This is a genomic window from Flavobacteriaceae bacterium, from assembly GCA_014075215.1.
Lineage (GTDB): Bacteria > Bacteroidota > Bacteroidia > Flavobacteriales > Flavobacteriaceae > Polaribacter.
In genome coordinates this window covers 1,993,598-2,011,772 of sequence record CP046177.1, presented here as the reverse complement: position 1 = coordinate 2,011,772, position 18,175 = coordinate 1,993,598, and the positions used below count along the sequence as shown (strand labels likewise).

Sequence of the window (18,175 nt, the reverse complement as noted above, 5' to 3'; positions counted from 1 at the left end):
TAACATTTAAAACAACGGTAAATTATGAAAATGAAAATTAACCACCTAAACAAAATCGGAATTCTAATATTAGGAATTTCACTCTTCTTTTTTACAGCATGTGAAACTGAAAATGAAGTTGTCGAGGAAAATTTGACAACTGAAAAGCAAGACTATTCTGTTGACAAAATCAGATTTTCAGAATTTGAAAACAACACAAAACTTGTACAGACACTATCTGAATTAAATGCTTCTTTTAAAACGAAAAAAAATGGTTTAGCCAATCGTTCAAATTCATCTGAACAAACTACTTATGAATTAAATACTGATGAAGCTATATATATTGAAAGTAATGACGGCACTCACCATTCCTATACATTTTCGATTGAAGCAGAAGAAGGGAATTATGACCTTGAAAACATTGTTTTGTCTTCCCAAGAAAATGGTACGTATAAAGCTTATTTAACTACTTATAACTTAACCGAACAAGAACGTACTGATTTAAATAACGGTGTTGATGTAGATTTAACAGATAAATCATCCATCCAAGAAATAGATTATAATCAAGTGAATTTATACAGCAGGTCAGGTTGTTCTTTTGAATTAGTAACTATTGAGGTAACTTATCAATGTACCATAGATGGTTGTTGGGACCCAGCTTGGACAACAACAGAGTATATTCACGTTTGGGCGGAAGTTTGCTCTGGTGGTGGCGGAGGTGGAAGTGGCGATGGTTCAGGAAGCGGTTCTGGCACTGGAGGTGGCGGAGGCGGAGGAACTTCTGGAGGAAGTGGAAATGACAATAATATTCCTACTATTCCAATGAACCCTGATGGAACTTCTGCTGCACCTTCTTTTTTAATAAATGCATTAGGTGGTGAAAGCCAACTTACTTCAAGACAAATAAGCTGGATAAATAATCATGATAATGATGCGTTAGTTAATCTATTATTAAATGCTTTTCCTACTAGTAATTCAAATGCCATTACAGCGGCTTTATCGGCATTAATGAATAATGCAGATATACCTTGGGAATTAATTGAAGATTGGTTTCTAAACACACCTGACTATACTGAACCTAATTTGAATATAGACCCAAATAACATAACTTATGATACGCCTTTAATACAACAAGAATTACCATCATTTGAGGATTTTGTTGATAATTTTCCAAAAAGAGGTACAGCAGGTAATTATTCTGAAATGCCAACAACTAATGTTTACCACATGGTTGGGGGTAGTTTATTAAATAGTCATTTAAATAATCCAAGTGCATATAGTAATGCTTGCTCAATTAGAGGTTCTAGAGGTTTACTTTATTCAGGTATTAGTATTCCCGTACTTAATTACCCAGGTGTTGGGCAGAGGACACAAAAAGGAGGTGACAATAACAACTACATACTTGATGCTGTATCATTTGATAAATATATGAGAGATAAATTTGGAGATGCTACTCATGAATTGACTGGTACTGATGCAAATGACCCAGTAAAAGTGGCAAATTTATTAAGTGGAAAAAATGGTATTTACGTCATAATAAATAATAGTCATATTCAAGCTGGATATTCTGGACATGTTGATGCAATAATTAACGGTGATTGTATTAGTAATGCATATACAACACCTACTGGCGGAGTGAAGTCGATTCGAATTTGGACATTGAACTAAAAAAGTATAATATTTATGTTAAAATTAGGTAAAATAATCATTATTACAATAGCTATGTTATTCAATTCTTGTAAAAGCCAAAAACATATAGGCAGTACTAAAAATGAATATATTATATCATATAAAAAAGCAGTACTATACGGTTGCATAAATGAAGCAACTAATGGAAGTTTCGCAGAGTTTAGTAGAGCAAATAATGACTTGGGAACTGCCATAGAAACTGCTGTTTTATATCATTCAGATGTTTTAAAAGCAAAAGAACTTGGCGCACAGCTATCGAAGAATATTAGAGAAATAAAATATTCAGATTATGGAGGTAAAAAACCAATTTTTAGTGACTGCATTAATTTTGCTTTTAGCAAATCAGTTGACTCAATCGCTAGATTGAAATATAAAAACTTAAAGAAAAGTAAAATAGAGTATAAAACTAAATAAAATACTGCCTACAACAACGTATAAGCATAATAAGGGTTAAGAGCATAAATTTAAAAGTAGTTTTGTGTTTGTAAAAGTAATTTTATAAACCGAAACTAATAGCTTACAAATCCCTTACTATGCTTATACAAACCGTTGGTATCCATTTGACAGAAACATTACGTTAAAAATCAACGGTTCAAAAAAAGAAAAGTCATAACTTGAAATGACAAAAGTCACTCGCTTAAGAGAAATTGAACCGAGAGTAGTAAACAAAATGTGGAAATAAAAGGTTATCATCGGGAACAGTTCCCAAGCCAATATTAAAATTGGTTAATACTTAAAATATCTAAACGATGAAAAAAGTATTTTTTATTTTTACATTAATGTTAGTTAGCTCATTTACATTTGCTAATACAGAATTTGAAAACTCTGAAGGAAATTATGAACAGAATGGTTTTGTTGAAAATTGTTTTTGTGATACATCGATTGCATATGAGAATAATGAAAGTGATTTAGTGAAAAGTTGTAGAACGTTTACTGTAACACTTGTTCTAGTTGTTGTCGAAATATCAACAGAGGTTACTGTCTGTTGTGGTTGTAGAGGAGTAATGTGCCAAAACCCAGGTTGTTGGACTGAAAGTAGTAGTAATCAACAGGCTAGCTTACTTGACGGGTTTATTGATATTTCGGATTTAATGTCAAAATATGGAGATGAAATAACGGAATTGAAAATTAAAGAATCTAGTAAAGAAAAAATATTTGAAAATGATTTTTCTATTAAATCTGGTTCTTATAAAGTTATAAAGAAGGATAATAAATTCTATGTAAATACAAAACTTATTAAATCATAATTTATTCCTATTTTAGACTATCTCAATTAATTGAGATAGTCTAAAATTAGAATTATTTAAAAACAATTACAATGAATATAATGACGAAACGAATTTTAGCTTTTTTTGTAGACAATCTTATTGTTGTTTTCATTTTCTCTCTACTAAACTCTCTTTTTAATTTAGAATACAATACTTATGATTTTGAAATGTTTAATAATATCTGGAAAGTAAAAGTTACGCCGATAATATTGTTCTATCTTATATATTTTATTCTTTCTGATTTATTAAACAAAGGAATAACATTGGGAAAATTTTTATTTAGAATTAAAGTTAACGCTAGTGAAAAAAAACTCATTAAAAGATCTATAATTAAAACTTTAAGTTATTTGATTTTACCAATTACTTTGATTTTTTGGATAGTTATGAATAAATTACCTCAAGATTATTTTTTAAATATAAAGACAGAAAACATTAAATAAAACGGCTACCAACACGGTATATAGTTTATTGCTATAAATCGCTTAATCAAAGTTAAGTGATTTTTTATAAAGTTATTGCTTTGTCGAAAATTTAGTACATTTATACACGCAACAAACCATATACATTAACGTTGGGCATAATACTGACCCGTCCTGAAATATGTATACAAAAAACAACAAGTATATGTATAAAAATGATGGATATGTAAGACGTTATAGTGAGAGTTTTAAACTCAAAGTATTAGCAGAACTTACCAAAGGAAACCATTCCAAAAGACAAATTGCCTTAACTTACGGCATACAATCTAGTACGATAAACGTATGGATTAAAAAATATGACCGTAAAGATTTAATGAACACCCGTGTAACCGTGCAAACAGACGACGAATTATCCCGTATTAAAGCCCTTCAAAAAGAGCTAAAACAACTCAAAGATCTTCTTATTAAAAAGGATCTAGATAAACTTGTGAATGATAGTTATCTTGAAGTAGCTGCTGAAAATCTTGGCTATAAAAATGTTGAAGAATTAAAAAAAAACTTAAACATAAAGCCTTAATGAAAATAGCACCGATTAATAGAAAAAAAAGAAGGTACGCCATCGCTACTATTTGTAATGCTTTCGAGTTAAAAAGAGATGCTTATTACAAATATCAAAAAAGGTTTGTTTTTAAAAAACAAATAGAACAAAATGTAATAATGCTTGTTAAAAAAAGCAGGAAAACATTACCCAGAGAAGGTACTAGAAAGCTAATGAAATCCTTACATAATGATTTTAGGAAACAGAATATAAATATAGGTAGAGACCAGTTATTTAGAATCTTAAAAGAAAATAATTTGTTAATTAGAAGGAAAAAATATTCTTCTAAAACAACCAACTCTTACCATCGTTTTTATAAATATAAAAATATCATAAAAGACCTGATCATTAATAGACCTAACCAAGTTTGGGCTTCGGATATTACCTATATAAGAACTATAAATGGATTTTGTTATTTAGCACTTATTACTGATATGTATTCAAGAAAAATAGTAGGCTATGATATTAGTGATAGTTTAGAACTTAAAGGCTGTGTTAGAGCTTTAAATAAAGCTATTTATCAAACTAAAAATACCGAAGAAATCATACATCATTCTGATAGAGGAATACAATATTGTAGCAATGTTTATACTCAAATTTTGAAAAGAAAAAAGATACAAATCAGTATGACCCAAGAAAATCATTGCTACGAAAACGCAATGGCCGAAAGAGTTAACGGAATTTTAAAAGATGAATTCTTCCTCGACCAAACATTTACAAATATCAATCACGCCAAAAAAGCAACAAAAAATGCAATCAAATTATATAATAATAAAAGATTACATTTATCTTTAGATTATAAAACACCTAATTACGTGCACAAAAATGTAGCATAAATTTTAATAATTAACTGTAGCCCTATTTTAGGACGAGACACTTTGATTCACTATCTCTCTCTCTTTACTTTATTATTCGAATTACATCGTGTACAGTTCATCGTTTTTTACAAATATATCAAATGTATATTTATTTAACAATGTCTCCTTTTTATACTTTTGAAATTATGAAGTCCAAAAAAATAATTGTCGACAAGACATCTATTGCAGTCATAGAATTTAAAGAATCTGATTATATCTCTCTTACTGATATGGTTAGAGATTTAGACGGTGGAAGTGCCATTATAGAGAATTGGTTACGAAATAAAAATACCATAGAGTTCTTAGGAATATGGGAAGAACTAAATAACTCAGATTTTAATTCCCTCGAATTCGAGGGAATTAAAAATGAAGCTGGGTTAAATCGATTCTATTTGTCCGCTAAAAAATGGATTGAAAAAACTCAAGCCATTGGGCTAATTTCCAAAGCAGGGAGATATGGCGGAACATACGCACACAAGGATATCGCTTTTGAGTTTAGGCCTTGGATTAGTCCAAGGTTAAACTAATGCTATTAAAGGAGTTTCAGAGACTCAAAGAAATTGAAAACAACCGCTACAATATAGAGTGGAGTACCAAAAAGGATTTTGAGCAAAGTCAATTACCACATTCAAACTGATGCTGTGGAAAAACATATCATTCCGGAATCTACATTTTCTAAAGAAATAGAATGGGTTCATTATGTTGAAGAAGCAGATTTATTGATTGCTCTGTTCGGTTGTACTGCAAAACAGTGGCGAGATGCAAATACAAAATTAGCATCTCAAAATAAGAATATTAGAGATTTTGCTAGCATTAATGAATTAGAAGTTTTGGCAAATTTAGAATCTCTGAATTCAGAATTCATTAAGCTAAAATTAAGTAAAGAAGAACGTTTTAATAAACTATATGAAGTGGCTAAATACCAGTTACATATATTAAATGAGAAAAATACCACTAAATCAATAAAACGAGATTCAGATGATACATATTTACCAAAAGCTGATAAGTGACTAAGATCTACATCATTCAAATAATTTATTCATCTCTTTTTTCCAACAAATTAAAAAAATTTAAACGAGTTCACTACCTTTATCCGATATTCAAATTATCAAAGAATGAAGAAAATCATAGTATTTTTACTTTTTTCAGGAATCGCTTTTATTGCTTGTAAGGATGTTTCATCGGCAAAAAAGGAACCGGCAAAAGAAAAGAATACTCCGGAATATGATGCTTTTGGAGCAAAAATTACAACCGATACTATATTGACCGCTGCCAAAATGCTGGAAAAATTCAAAAATTTAACAGTTGGAGATACTATTCAAGTGGCATTTACTTCAAATATTAATGAAGTGTGTTCAAAAAAAGGGTATTGGATGAAATTATCCTTGGATACTACTACCGAAACTATGGTACGTTTTAAAGATTATGACTTTTTTATGCCTCCGGACGCCAAGGGTATAAAGGTGATTGTAGCAGGGATGGCCACAGTAAAAGAAACTTCTGTAGCGGATTTGAAACATTATGCCGAAGATGCGGGCAAAACAAAAGAGGATATTGCAAAAATCACAGCACCGAAATTAGTATTTACTTTTGAAGCAAGTGGCGTTTTGATGAAGAAATAAAAGTTTCAAGTTTCTCAGTTTTTCTACAAATTTGTTTTAAACCAAAAACTGAAATAAATCGGGCTTATCATTTAAATAATCTCCGTAAAAATTATAGCGTTTCATTCTGGCAATTAAGGGCTTTAAATCCGTAACTGATTTTAGTTCCAAACCTACTACGGCAGCACCGTTTTCTCTATTGGTTTTTTTGGTATACTCAAAATGGGTAATGTCATCATTCGGGCCTAAAATATCAGCAACAAATTCTCGCAATGCCCCTGCTCTTTGCGGGAATTTTATGATGAAATAATGTTTTAAATCAGCGTGTAACAAAGCGCGTTCTTTGATCTCTGCCGTTCTCGTAATATCATTATTACTACCACTAATCACACACACTATATTTTTATCTTTAATTCTGTCTTTGTATACATCCAAAGCTGCAATACTCAGAGCTCCGGCGGGTTCAACAACAGTAGCCTCTTTATTGTATAAATCCAAAATAACCTGACATACTTTTCCTTCGGGAATTGTTATCATATCGTCCAGATGTTCTTTGCACAATGCAAAATTCAGATGACCGACTTGTTTTACTGCGGCTCCGTCCACAAAGCTCTCTATGGTTTCTAATTGTATACTCTCTCCTGCTTCTATGGAGATTGACATAGAAGGTGCTCCTTCCGGTTCCACGCCAATGACCTTCGTCTTGGGAGCGACTTGTTTTACATAAGATAATAACCCTGCCAAAAGTCCGCCCCCGCCAACCGGCACAAAAATATAATCAACAGGCGCTACAGCTTGTTCCAGTATTTCAAGGCCGACAGTTGCCTGACCTTCAATAATTTTTTCATCGTCAAAAGGATGAATAAAAGCCTTTTGCAATCGGTTGCTTTCTAACCTGGCAGCATATTGAGCATCGTCAAAAGAATCTCCTGTCAGAATCACATCAATGTATTCTTCACCAAACATCTTTACCTGATCGATTTTTTGTTTTGGAGTCGGAGCAGGCATATAAATGATTCCGTGAATCTTTAACAGCTTACAAGAAAGAGCTACTCCTTGTGCGTGATTTCCTGCACTTGCACATATAATTCCTTTTTTTTGCTCTTCTTTTGTTAATGAAGAAATCTTGTTGTACGCTCCCCTGATTTTATACGATCGTACTGGTTGCAGATCCTCGCGTTTAAAAAAGATATTGCTTAGGAATGACCTGGAATACCTGTCATTTTTGATCAAAGGTGTCCTTAGCGCAACACCTTTTAAATTAGCTGCGGCATCTCGAATAGTTGCTACTGTCGGACGATATATGGTTTCCGTTTTCATCAATTAAACTAAAACTGCAGCTTCTTTGTTTACTTCTGTTTTGATTGCTTTCATCGCTGTCATGGCACTACGCAGTCTTTTTCCGACCGCTTCTATCGGGTGATTTCTAATAGTGTCATTTACCTCAATCAACTTTCTATTATCTACCTGATTTGACTCATTAAACGGAGTTCCAATAATATCGGTTTCCACGGTTTTCATAAAATCAACCAATAAAGGTTTACATGCATGGTCAAATAAATAACATCCATATTCTGCCGTATCGGAAATCACACGGTTCATTTCATATAATTTTTTTCTGGCTATGGTATTGGCAATTAAAGGCAACTCATGTAATGATTCATAATATGCAGAGTCTTCAATAATTCCGGCACTTACCATCGTTTCAAAAGCCAGTTCCACTCCTGCTTTTACAAAAGCAACCATTAGTACTCCACAGTCAAAATATTCCTGCTCCGAAATTTTATCGGAGGTTAACGCTGTTTTTTCAAAAGCGGTTTCTCCTGTTGCTTTTCTCCAGGTTAAAAGGTTTACATCTTCATTTGCCCAATCTTCCATCATAGTTTGTGAAAAATATCCGGAAATAATATCATCCATATGTTTTTCAAAAAGAGGCTTCATAATTCCTTTTAATTCTTCAGATAATTCATATGCTTTGATTTTTGAAGGGTTGGAAAGCCTGTCTGTCATATTGGTAATTCCACCGTGTTTTAGTGCCTCCGTAATCGTTTCCCATCCATATTGAATTAGCTTTGCCGCATAGTTTGAATCCATTCCCTTTTCAACCATTTTATCAAAACAAAGTATAGATCCTGTTTGCAATACGCCGCACAAAATGGTCTGTTCTCCCATTAAATCGGATTTTACTTCGGCAACAAAAGAAGATTCCAAGACCCCTGCTCTGTGGCCTCCTGTTGCGGCAGCATAAGCTTTTGCTTGTGCCCAACCTTTATTTTCAGGATCGTTTTCCGGATGTACGGCTATTAAGGTGGGTACTCCAAAGCCTCTTTTGTATTCTTCTCTTACTTCTGTTCCGGGGCATTTTGGCGCAACCATGATTACAGTAAGGTCTTCGCGAATTTTTATGCCTTCTTCCACAATATTAAATCCATGAGAATAAGACAATGTCGCTCCTTTTTTCATCAAAGGCATCACTGCTTCTATGACATTTGTATGTTGCTTGTCCGGTGTCAGGTTCAGTACCAAATCTGCTGTAGGGATAAGTTCTTCGTAGGTTCCGACAACAAACTCGTTTGCTTTTGCATTTTTATAAGATGCCCTTTTTTCCTGAATTGCGATTGCCCTTAATGCATATGAAACGTCTAATCCCGAATCCCTCATATTCAATCCTTGATTTAACCCTTGAGCTCCGCAGCCTATAATGACTATTTTTTTACCTGATAATGCATTCACTCCGTCTTCAAATTCCGAAGGGTTCATAAATCTGCATTTTCCTAACTGCGCTAATTGATCTCTTAGCGATAGTGTATTAAAATAATTTGCCATGATGTTTTATTTTATAATTGTATGATATAACTTTTATTTGTTCTCAAAAAAATACAGTTGAAAAGTTGGAAAGTATAAAAACCTACATTATAACTTTGAGAATGTTAAACTTTCCAACTTTTAACTTTCTAACTTTAAACCATATTAAATGCAGCCAGCATTTGTGATATTTGCATTTTTTCTTTGCTTACGGAAATTCTTCCCGAACGTACAAATTGCATAATTCCGAAAGCACTCAGTTCTCTATATAATAATTCGACTTCACTTTTTCTCCCTGATTTCTCCAATACAAAAAATTCTTTATTTACGGTAACAATCCTCGCATTGCTTTCTTTAATGATATTTTGAATTTGTCGCTCATCAAATAATAAATCGGATTTGATTTTAAACAAGCAGGATTCCTGGTAAATGATTTCTTCATCCGTATGGTAGTAGGCTTTTATCACTTCTACCTGTTTTTCTATCTGGCCAAGAATTTTCTTCATTTGTACTTCTGTAACAGCTACAACGATAGTAAATCTTGACACTCCTTCAATTTCCGATACCGAAGAATTAATACTTTCAATATTGATATGTCTTCGCTGGAAAATTGCCGAGATCCTATTCAACAAACCGATGTTGTTCTCCGTATAAATAGATACTGTATATAATTGTTTTTGATCTTCCATATTTAAAAAAGAGAAAAGAAAATAGATGAAAGAGAATAGATTTTTTGCTACTTCTCATTAAATCATCTTTATTCTATATTCTTTATTGATTTATATTATATTTTCGACTTTAAACTTTTTTAACTTTCTAACTTTATTTTAAGACAAACGTATATCCGAAACCGATGCGCCCGTCGGAATCATAGGGAATACATTGTCTTCTTTTTCTACACAAACTTCTAAGAAATACGCTTCTTCACATTTCATCATTTCTTCTACAGCTTCTTTAAGTTCAGAGCGCTTTACTACTCTTTTTGCCGAAATATGATACCCCTCGGCAATGGTTACAAAATCGGGGTTTACCAACTCTGTTGATGCATATCTTTTATCAAAGAACAATTGCTGCCACTGGCGAACCATCCCTAAAAAGTCATTATTTAATACTACTACTTTTACAGGCACCTTCGTCTGAAAAATGGTTCCCAACTCCTGAATGGTCATTTGATAGCCTCCGTCTCCAATAATGGCAATTACATCTCTCTCCGGAGCTGCCATTTTTGCTCCAATAGCTGCAGGCAAGGCAAATCCCATAGTGCCTAACCCTCCGGAAGTGATATTGCTTTTTGTGATATTAAAATCGGCATATCGACAGGCAATCATCTGATGCTGACCAACATCTGAAACAATGGCTGCTTTTCCTTTACTTTGTGCGTTAATTTCTCTCAATACCTCTCCCATTGTCAGTCCTTCCTTTTCCGGATACAAATCCGATTGGATTACTTTTTCAAATTCGATTTTGTATAAACCCTTAAATTTATGATGCCAGTCCGGGTGCGTATTTGGTTTTAAAAAGGGCAATAACTGTCGTAAGCTTCCTTTTGCATTTCCTAAAACGGCAATATCTGTTTTTACATTCTTATCAACTTCGGCAGGGTCAATTTCAAAATGAATTATTTTTGCTTGTTTTGCATAGGTGTCCAGGTTTCCTGTTACCCGGTCGTCAAAACGCATTCCAATGGCAATTAACACGTCACATTCATTGGTCAATTTGTTAGGTGCGTAATTTCCATGCATTCCCACCATTCCTATATTTAACGGATATGAGGTTGGGATTGCCGAAGCTCCTAAAATCGTCCAGGCAGAAGGGATTCCTGCTTTTTCTATTACTGCTCTCAGTTCGTTTTCTGCTTCCCCCAGGATCACACCCTGACCCCAAACGATCATCGGTTTTTTAGCATTGTTAATCAATGTTGCTGCCGCCTTCACTTTTTCAATGGCTACTTCCGGAACCGGTTTATAGCTCCTGATTCCATCGCATTTTTTATATACAAAATCAAATGTTTCAAACTGGGCATCTTTGGTGATATCAATTAATACGGGCCCCGGCCTGCCACTTCTGGCAATATAAAAAGCTTTGGCAAAAACTTCGGGAATTTCGGAAGCTCTGGTAATTTGATGATTCCATTTTGTTACGGGCGTCGAAATTCCTACAATGTCCGTTTCCTGAAAAGCATCGCTTCCTAGCAAATGAGAACCCACTTGCCCGGTAATACATACCATAGGAGTAGAATCAATTTGTGCATCTGCAATGCCAGTAATCAAATTTGTTGCTCCGGGCCCGGAAGTTGCAATAGCCACTCCGACTTTTCCTGAAATCCTTGCATATCCCTGGGCTGCATGTGTTGCTCCCTGTTCATGTCTGGTGAGTACATGGTGTAATGTATCCCGGTATTTATATAGTTCATCATAAACAGGCATAATAGCTCCTCCCGGGTATCCGTATAACGTATCAACACCTTCTGCCAGTAAACATTTTACGACTGCTTCGCTTCCCTGAATACGTTCTGTAGCTTCCTTTACTTTTACTCCTGTTTTTATTGTTTGTGTACTCATCATGTTATCTATTTGAATCCTGTTTTCAGAACAAACAGAATGCTAAATTTATTTTAAAACTCATCTGTTACACAGCCTTCCGAGGCCGATGATACTGTTTTTGCGTATTTATATAAAACTCCTCTCTCGAATTTTAGCTGAGGAGCAGTCCATTGTTCTTTTCTTTTTTGAATTTCTTCATCGGAAACCTCTAACCGAATGGTATTTTTTTCGGCATCTATGGTAATGATATCGCCATCTTTTACCAACGCTATCACCCCTCCATCTTGTGCTTCCGGTGTAATATGCCCCACTACAAAACCGTGTGTTCCTCCCGAAAATCTTCCATCGGTAATCAACGCTACCTCTTTTCCTAGCCCCGCACCCATAATAGCAGCCGTTGGTTTTAACATTTCCGGCATTCCCGGTCCTCCTTTAGGCCCCTCATAACGAATAACAATGACTTCTCCTTTGGCTACTTTTCCATCGCGAATTCCATTATTGGCTGCATATTCTCCTTCAAAAACTTTTGCTCTTCCTGAAAATTTCAACCCTTCTTTTCCTGTAATTTTAGCAACGCTTCCTTCCTGAGCCAGGTTTCCATATAGCATTCTTAAATGTCCGGATGTTTTTATCGGTGCTCCCACAGGTTTTATCACATCCTGACCTTCTGCCAAATCATTGACATCTAATACGTTTTCCGACAGGGTTTTTCCTGTTACGGTTAAACAATCTCCGTGTAATAACCCTTGCTTTAGTAAATATTTTAACACCGCAGGAATTCCTCCGACTGCATGAACATCTTCCATCAAATACTCACCGCTTGGTTTTAAATCTGCCAAAAAGGGTGTATTGTTACTAATATTTTGAAAATCTTCTAAGGTAAAATCAATTTGTGCTGCCCTTGCTATGGCTAAAAAATGCAATACGGCATTGGTTGACCCTCCTAAAACAGTAACTAAACGCACTGCGTTTTCCAAAGATTTTTTAGTGATGATATCCGAGGGTTTGATGTCTTTCTCCAATAGCAGCTTTAAAGCTTCTCCTGCTCTCACGGATTCTTCTTTTTTGGCATCACTCAACGCCGGGTTTGAAGAATTAAAGGGCAGTGCCATTCCCAGTGCTTCTATGGCAGATGCCATGGTATTTGCCGTATACATCCCACCGCAAGCACCTGCTCCGGGGCATGCTTTTTCTACGATATGCCGGTATTCGGTTTCTGTTATGGTTCCTGCCACTTTACTGCCCCAAGCTTCAAAAGCAGATACTACATCTAATTTTTTTCCGTTGTGGCACCCGGAGTCAATGGTTCCTCCGTATACTAAAACAGAAGGTCGGTTTAATCGAATCATTGCCATTAAGGCTCCCGGCATATTTTTATCACAACCCACTACTGTAACCAACCCGTCATAACTCATAGCTTGTACTACGGTTTCCATAGAGTCTGCAATAATATCTCTCGACGGTAATGAGTACCGCATTCCCGGAGTTCCCATAGAAATTCCATCACTCACACCAATCGTATTAAAAATTAATCCAACGATACATTCGTTTTCCGTCCCTTTTTTTACCAGCTTCGCCAAATCGTTTAGATGCATGTTGCACGGATTTCCTTCATACCCGGTACTCGCAATTCCAACAATAGGTTTTGTCATATCTTTTTTGGATAAACCTATGGCATGGAGCATGGCTTGTGCTGCCGGTTGTGTTGGGTCCTGAGTAACGGTTTTGCTGTATTTGTTCAATGCTTTCATCGTGTTTTTCCCACTCTTTTCGGTTTACAAATTCAGTGTTGTGATATACTATTTTGCTTGTAATATGTTTCTTTTCTTTATGAGGTTTCTAAATTAGCTATTTGATACTTCAGGTGATGCGATATTTTTTTTATGCGACTAGGCTCATTCGGTTATTTTAATATATAAAAACCTGTTTATAAGCAACTTAATTATTACCAATTATGATATCCAAAATTTTATTTTAGCTAAAATCACGTATGGTTTTTTAAAGAGGTAAAAACGAGCTATGAAATGTATCCGTATTTTAAAGTTTAAATAATAGTGCTCTGGCCTAAATATATATTCTTGAAATTTATATTACTGTCTTCTTGATTTTCAATATAATCAGCAATAAAATCGCCTACTTTTGAAATAGAAAATGATTTTTCCGAACCTATATCTTCTGTAGTTATTCCAATTTCCAATGACTTTTCTACGGCTTTTTCCACAGCCGTTGCTTCTTTTTGCAACCCTAAGTGCTCTAACAACATTGCCACTGACAATATGGATGCCAGGGGATTTGCAATACCTTTTCCTTTGGCTTCCGGAAACGAGCCGTGAATGGGTTCAAAAAGCGCTGTTTCTTTACCTAGAGAAGCAGATGCAAGGAGTCCTATAGATCCCCCTATAACGCTTGCTTCATCAGAAATAATATCTCCGAATAAGTTCTCTGTGAGAATCACATCAAACTGCTTAGGGTTTAAAATAAGTTGCATGGCAGCATTATCTACAAATAAGAACTCTAATGTAATATCCGGGTATTTTTTTGCCAAATCAGTAACTGTTTTTCTCCACAAACGAGAGGTTTCCAAAACATTTGCTTTATCTACCAATGTTACCTTTTTCTTTCTGCTTTGCGCTGCTTTAAATGCCAGATGAGCAACTCTCTCTATTTCTTCTACCGAGTAAGAACTGCCATCGAATGCTACTTTACCGTCTTCGCTTAACTCTTTTATTCCAAAGTAAATTCCTCCTGTGAGTTCTCTATAAATGGCAATATCCGTATCTCTGATAATTTCTTTTCTTAAAGGGGAGTTTTCTATTAACTTGTCATAAGCTTTTACCGGTCGTACATTACAGTATAATCCAAGTTCTTTACGTAATTTAAGCAGTCCCTGTTCCGGTCTCACTTTTGCAGACGGGTTATTATCGTATTTAGGATCTCCTATGGCTCCAAACAAAACCGCATCGGATTTTTTACACAATTCGACGGTTTCATCAGGTAAAGGGTTTCCAACCTTATCAATAGCACACGCACCCATCAGTCCTTCTTTAAATAAAAAAGTGTGGTTGTATTGATGTGCTATTGCTTCTAAAGTCTTTTTAGCCTCTGCTATTACTTCGGGGCCTATTCCGTCTCCGGGTATGACTGCTAAATTAAATTTCATATCATTATTTTATATAGTTGCTTCGTATGCGTGTATTTTTTCTTTTTTGCTCAGTAAAAAATCGATGTCATCATATCCGTTTAACATACATAATTTTTTATACGGATTGATCTCAAAACGAATCGTATCAAAAGATGTTTGCAGCTCCTGGCTTTCCAGATTAATTGTAAGTTCGTATAATGGGTTTTCCTGTATTTTACTCAATAATTTTTCCAGAAATTCAGCTGAAACTTGTATAGGCAGTAAGCCATTATTCAATGCATTTCCTTTAAAAATGTCGGCAAAAAAGCTACTGATAATTACTTTAAATCCGTATCCTGCTAATGCCCAGGCTGCATGTTCTCTACTGGATCCGCATCCAAAATTATCTCCGGCTACTAAAATGGAACCTTTATATTTGGGATTATTCAATATAAAATCCTGATTGACACTATCATCTTTATGAAAACGCCAGTCTCTAAAAACATGATCACCAAAACCTTTTTTATCAGTCGCTTTTAGAAAGCGAGCCGGAATAATCTGATCGGTATCTATATTTTCCGTAGCTAAAGGAATTGCCGTATCTGTTAACTCAACAAATTTTTTCATTAATTCAACTGTTTGGTTACGTCTGTTAATTTGCCTTCTATGGCTGTTGCTGCAGCTACTAACGGACTTGCTAATATGGTTCTTGAACCTTGTCCTTGTCTTCCCTCAAAATTCCTATTGGATGTTGAAACGCAGTATTCTCCTTCGGGGATTTTGTCATCATTCATAGCCAAACAGGCAGAGCAGCCCGGCTGACGCAATGTAAATCCCGCCTCTTCAAAAATGGTTTGCAGGCCTTCCTCTACAATTTGCTTTGCAACCAAGCGAGAGCCCGGAACCAGCCAGGCATTGACATTCGACGCTTTTTGTTTTCCTTTGATATAATTTGCAGCAACTCTAAAATCTTCTATTCTTGAGTTTGTACAGCTTCCGATAAACACATAATTGACAGGGGTATTAATTAAAGAGGCTCCTTTCTTAAAATTCATGTATTGTAATGACTTTTCAAAAGAGCTATTGTCATGATCCGGAATAGTTTCAGTTATTTTCATTCCCATTCCCGGGTTTGTTCCGTAAGTGATCATAGGTTCAATACCTGCGGCATCTAAAAAATATTCTTGATCAAAGCTCGCATTATTATCTGTTTTTAAGGTCTTCCAAAATGCTACTTTAGTGTCAAACTCCTCTCCTTTTGACACAAATTTCCTTCCTTTCATATATTCGAAAGTAGTTTGGTCGGGTGCAATCATCCCTCCTCTTGCTCCCATTTCTATACTCATATTGCAAACGGTCATTCTTCCTTCCATAGACATTTCTTCAAATACATTTCCCGCATACTCACAGAAATATCCGGTTCCGGAGTTGGTTCCTAATTTTGCAATAATATATAAAATTACATCTTTAGGCAATACTCCTTTTTTAAGTTTTCCGTTTACGTTTACTCTTAATTTTTTGGGTTTTTGAAGCAGTAAACACTGACTTGCAAACACCTGTGCAATCTGACTGGTTCCTATTCCAAACGCAATGGCTCCAAAAGCACCGTGAGTAGAAGTATGAGAATCTCCGCAAACCATTGTCATTCCCGATTGTGTTATCCCAAGTTCAGGAGCAATAACATGTACAATACCATTGTATTTGTGTCCCAAACCATATAACGGAATATTATTTTTTTCGCAGTTTTTGGCCAATTGAACCAATTGATTTCTGGAAAGTGCATCTTTAACAGGCAGGTGTTGATCAACAGTTGGCGTATTGTGGTCTGCCGTGGCTACAATCTTATCGGGCCTGGCAATCGGGATATTTCGTTCTTCCAGTTCACTAAAAGCCTGAGGGCTCGTAACCTCATGGATCAGGTGTTTGTCTATATATAAGATTTCCGGACCGTCTTTAATGACATCTACAATATGTGCATCCCAAACTTTATCAAACAGTGTTTTTCCCATTAAGCGGCAATTATTTTAGATGTTTTACTTACTTGTTTCATAATTGCATGAATATCATCGTCTATAACTTCTTTTTGCTTGTCTGCAAATTCCAGGAACGTCAGATAAGCAATATCCAATTGTTTTTTAGTGAGCAAATATCCGATCTTTTTTGCCCTGTAAGCCAATGCTGCTCTACCGCTTCTTGCGGTAAGAACAATAGAGCTTTCATCTACTCCGACATCTTTCGGGTTTATGATTTCATAGGTTTCTTTGTTCTTTATCATTCCGTCCTGATGAATCCCGGAACTATGTGCAAAAGCATTTGCGCCTACAACGGCTTTATTCGGTTGTACGGGTATTCCCATGTGATCTCTTACCATTAAACTAGTCTCATATAAAAGTTTGGTATTGATGTTCGTATGAAGATTTAAATAAGAGTGTTGTCTCAGCACCATGACTACTTCTTCTAATGCTGTATTTCCGGCACGTTCACCAATTCCATTAATAGTACATTCTATTTGCCTGGCTCCGTTGATGACTCCCGAGATAGAATTAGCAGTGGCCATACCCAAATCATTATGACAATGACAAGAAATGGTCACATCGTCAATTCTTTTTACATGCTCTTTAAGGTACTTGATTTTTGCACCGTATTCATCCGGCAAACAATAGCCTGTAGTATCAGGTATATTTAAAACCGTAGCACCGACTTTGATTACTTCTTCACAGACTTTTGCCAGAAAAGTATTGTCTGTCCTCCCTGCATCTTCTGCATAAAACTCTACATCGTCAACAAAGTTTTTTGCTAAAGAAACACAGGCTTTTGCTCTTTCGATAATCTCTTCCTGTGTAGATTGAAATTTATATTTTATGTGAGATTCGCTGGTACCTATCCCCGTATGTATTCTGGGTTTTTTAGCGTATTTCAATGCTTCGGCAGCTATTTCAATATCTTTTTTTACTGCTCTGGTCAGACCGCAAACAGTAGCGTTTTTAATGACTTTGGAAGTTTCCTGGACAGATAAAAAATCTCCCGGACTGGAAACAGGAAAACCTGCTTCAATAATGTCAACTCCCAAAGAATCCAGTTGCTCGGCGATAACCAACTTTTGCGGTGTATCTAATTTACATCCGGGTACTTGCTCACCGTCTCTTAACGTGGTGTCAAAAATTTCAACTTTATGATGCTGCATCTCTTATTAAATGATTGTATAAATAAAAATCAAATGTATATATTGGCATTTCAAAGATGTCTTTTTTATCTATAGGCATTACGATAGTTAACAGCTTTAAAAAAAATATAA

General features: G+C 35.2%; 16 protein-coding genes and 1 pseudogene. 8 read left to right on the top strand and 9 right to left on the bottom strand.

Features of this window, described 5'->3' with window-relative positions:
• Window positions 1–24 precede the first annotated feature (24 nt).
• The 8 genes and pseudogenes from GKR88_09875 to GKR88_09840 all read left to right on the top strand — a co-directional run bounded on the left by GKR88_09875 (window position 25) and on the right by GKR88_09840 (window position 6,432).
• Window positions 25–1,647 (top strand): hypothetical protein, encoded by a 1,623-nt coding sequence (locus GKR88_09875; GenBank protein QMU64559.1) that lies wholly within the window; start codon window positions 25–27, stop codon window positions 1,645–1,647.
• Window positions 1,648–1,662: 15 nt separating this feature from the next.
• Window positions 1,663–2,082, top strand: a complete 420-nt coding sequence (locus tag GKR88_09870; protein ID QMU64558.1) for a hypothetical protein — start codon at window positions 1,663–1,665, stop codon at window positions 2,080–2,082.
• A 335-nt stretch (window positions 2,083–2,417) separates the two neighbouring features.
• Window positions 2,418–2,915, top strand: coding sequence for a hypothetical protein (locus GKR88_09865; protein QMU64557.1), 498 nt, complete (start codon window positions 2,418–2,420; stop codon window positions 2,913–2,915).
• A 71-nt stretch (window positions 2,916–2,986) separates the two neighbouring features.
• Complete coding sequence (locus GKR88_09860) at window positions 2,987–3,376, top strand: hypothetical protein (GenBank protein ID QMU64556.1); 390 nt, start codon at window positions 2,987–2,989, stop codon at window positions 3,374–3,376.
• A 184-nt stretch (window positions 3,377–3,560) separates the two neighbouring features.
• Complete coding sequence (locus GKR88_09855) at window positions 3,561–3,932, top strand: transposase (GenBank protein QMU64555.1); 372 nt, start codon at window positions 3,561–3,563, stop codon at window positions 3,930–3,932.
• Window positions 3,932–4,789, top strand: a complete 858-nt coding sequence (locus tag GKR88_09850; GenBank protein ID QMU64554.1) for an IS3 family transposase — start codon at window positions 3,932–3,934, stop codon at window positions 4,787–4,789. The genes GKR88_09855 and GKR88_09850 overlap by 1 nt, the downstream gene beginning before the upstream one ends.
• A 167-nt stretch (window positions 4,790–4,956) precedes the next feature.
• Window positions 4,957–5,820: pseudogene (locus GKR88_09845) on the top strand (KilA-N domain-containing protein).
• Between the two features lie 105 nt (window positions 5,821–5,925).
• Window positions 5,926–6,432, top strand: coding sequence for a DUF4920 domain-containing protein (locus GKR88_09840; GenBank protein ID QMU64553.1), 507 nt, complete (start codon window positions 5,926–5,928; stop codon window positions 6,430–6,432).
• Window positions 6,433–6,468: 36 nt separating this feature from the next.
• Here the strand turns inward: GKR88_09840 and ilvA are convergent, their stop codons facing one another.
• From ilvA to GKR88_09795, 9 genes are all read right to left on the bottom strand, one after another.
• Window positions 6,469–7,731, bottom strand: a complete 1,263-nt coding sequence (gene ilvA / locus GKR88_09835) for a threonine ammonia-lyase IlvA (protein ID QMU64552.1) — start codon at window positions 7,729–7,731, stop codon at window positions 6,469–6,471.
• Window positions 7,732–7,734: 3 nt separating this feature from the next.
• The gene (gene ilvC, locus GKR88_09830) at window positions 7,735–9,237 is read right to left on the bottom strand and encodes a ketol-acid reductoisomerase (protein ID QMU64551.1); all 1,503 of its coding nucleotides are present in this window, start codon (window positions 9,235–9,237) and stop codon (window positions 7,735–7,737) included.
• A gap of 134 nt (window positions 9,238–9,371) precedes the next feature.
• A complete protein-coding gene (gene ilvN / locus GKR88_09825; GenBank protein QMU64550.1) occupies window positions 9,372–9,905 on the bottom strand; it encodes an acetolactate synthase small subunit in 534 nt (177 codons plus the stop codon).
• Window positions 9,906–10,043: 138 nt separating this feature from the next.
• Complete coding sequence (gene ilvB, locus GKR88_09820; protein ID QMU66690.1) at window positions 10,044–11,777, bottom strand: biosynthetic-type acetolactate synthase large subunit; 1,734 nt, start codon at window positions 11,775–11,777, stop codon at window positions 10,044–10,046.
• A 53-nt stretch (window positions 11,778–11,830) separates the two neighbouring features.
• The gene (ilvD, locus tag GKR88_09815; protein QMU64549.1) at window positions 11,831–13,510 is read right to left on the bottom strand and encodes a dihydroxy-acid dehydratase; all 1,680 of its coding nucleotides are present in this window, start codon (window positions 13,508–13,510) and stop codon (window positions 11,831–11,833) included.
• Window positions 13,511–13,803: 293 nt separating this feature from the next.
• Complete coding sequence (gene leuB / locus GKR88_09810) at window positions 13,804–14,919, bottom strand: 3-isopropylmalate dehydrogenase (GenBank protein QMU64548.1); 1,116 nt, start codon at window positions 14,917–14,919, stop codon at window positions 13,804–13,806.
• A 9-nt stretch (window positions 14,920–14,928) separates the two neighbouring features.
• Window positions 14,929–15,507, bottom strand: a complete 579-nt coding sequence (gene leuD / locus GKR88_09805) for a 3-isopropylmalate dehydratase small subunit (GenBank protein ID QMU64547.1) — start codon at window positions 15,505–15,507, stop codon at window positions 14,929–14,931.
• On the bottom strand, window positions 15,507–16,889 hold the full coding sequence (gene leuC / locus GKR88_09800; GenBank protein QMU64546.1) for a 3-isopropylmalate dehydratase large subunit: 1,383 nt from the start codon (window positions 16,887–16,889) through the stop codon (window positions 15,507–15,509). Before leuC ends, leuD begins: the two co-directional genes overlap by 1 nt.
• Window positions 16,889–18,064 (bottom strand): 2-isopropylmalate synthase, encoded by a 1,176-nt coding sequence (locus tag GKR88_09795; protein QMU64545.1) that lies wholly within the window; start codon window positions 18,062–18,064, stop codon window positions 16,889–16,891. Before GKR88_09795 ends, leuC begins: the two co-directional genes overlap by 1 nt.
• Window positions 18,065–18,175 lie beyond the last annotated feature (111 nt).

What these genes read in the sequence shown, in the direction of transcription:
- GKR88_09865 (QMU64557.1), top strand. Translation starts at nt 2,418, where the DNA reads ATGAAAAAAGTATTTTTTATTTTTACATTAATGTTAGTTAGCTCATTT.
- ilvN (QMU64550.1), bottom strand. Translation starts at nt 9,905, where the DNA reads ATGGAAGATCAAAAACAATTATATACAGTATCTATTTATACGGAGAAC.
- leuB (QMU64548.1), bottom strand. Translation starts at nt 14,919, where the DNA reads ATGAAATTTAATTTAGCAGTCATACCCGGAGACGGAATAGGCCCCGAA.
- ilvC (QMU64551.1), bottom strand. Translation starts at nt 9,237, where the DNA reads ATGGCAAATTATTTTAATACACTATCGCTAAGAGATCAATTAGCGCAG.
- GKR88_09840 (QMU64553.1), top strand. Translation starts at nt 5,926, where the DNA reads ATGAAGAAAATCATAGTATTTTTACTTTTTTCAGGAATCGCTTTTATT.
- ilvA (QMU64552.1), bottom strand. Translation starts at nt 7,731, where the DNA reads ATGAAAACGGAAACCATATATCGTCCGACAGTAGCAACTATTCGAGAT.
- leuC (QMU64546.1), bottom strand. Translation starts at nt 16,889, where the DNA reads ATGGGAAAAACACTGTTTGATAAAGTTTGGGATGCACATATTGTAGAT.
- ilvD (QMU64549.1), bottom strand. Translation starts at nt 13,510, where the DNA reads ATGAAAGCATTGAACAAATACAGCAAAACCGTTACTCAGGACCCAACA.
- leuD (QMU64547.1), bottom strand. Translation starts at nt 15,507, where the DNA reads ATGAAAAAATTTGTTGAGTTAACAGATACGGCAATTCCTTTAGCTACG.
- GKR88_09860 (QMU64556.1), top strand. Translation starts at nt 2,987, where the DNA reads ATGAATATAATGACGAAACGAATTTTAGCTTTTTTTGTAGACAATCTT.
- GKR88_09870 (QMU64558.1), top strand. Translation starts at nt 1,663, where the DNA reads ATGTTAAAATTAGGTAAAATAATCATTATTACAATAGCTATGTTATTC.
- GKR88_09795 (QMU64545.1), bottom strand. Translation starts at nt 18,064, where the DNA reads ATGCAGCATCATAAAGTTGAAATTTTTGACACCACGTTAAGAGACGGT.
- GKR88_09875 (QMU64559.1), top strand. Translation starts at nt 25, where the DNA reads ATGAAAATGAAAATTAACCACCTAAACAAAATCGGAATTCTAATATTA.
- GKR88_09855 (QMU64555.1), top strand. Translation starts at nt 3,561, where the DNA reads ATGTATAAAAATGATGGATATGTAAGACGTTATAGTGAGAGTTTTAAA.
- ilvB (QMU66690.1), bottom strand. Translation starts at nt 11,777, where the DNA reads ATGAGTACACAAACAATAAAAACAGGAGTAAAAGTAAAGGAAGCTACA.
- GKR88_09850 (QMU64554.1), top strand. Translation starts at nt 3,932, where the DNA reads ATGAAAATAGCACCGATTAATAGAAAAAAAAGAAGGTACGCCATCGCT.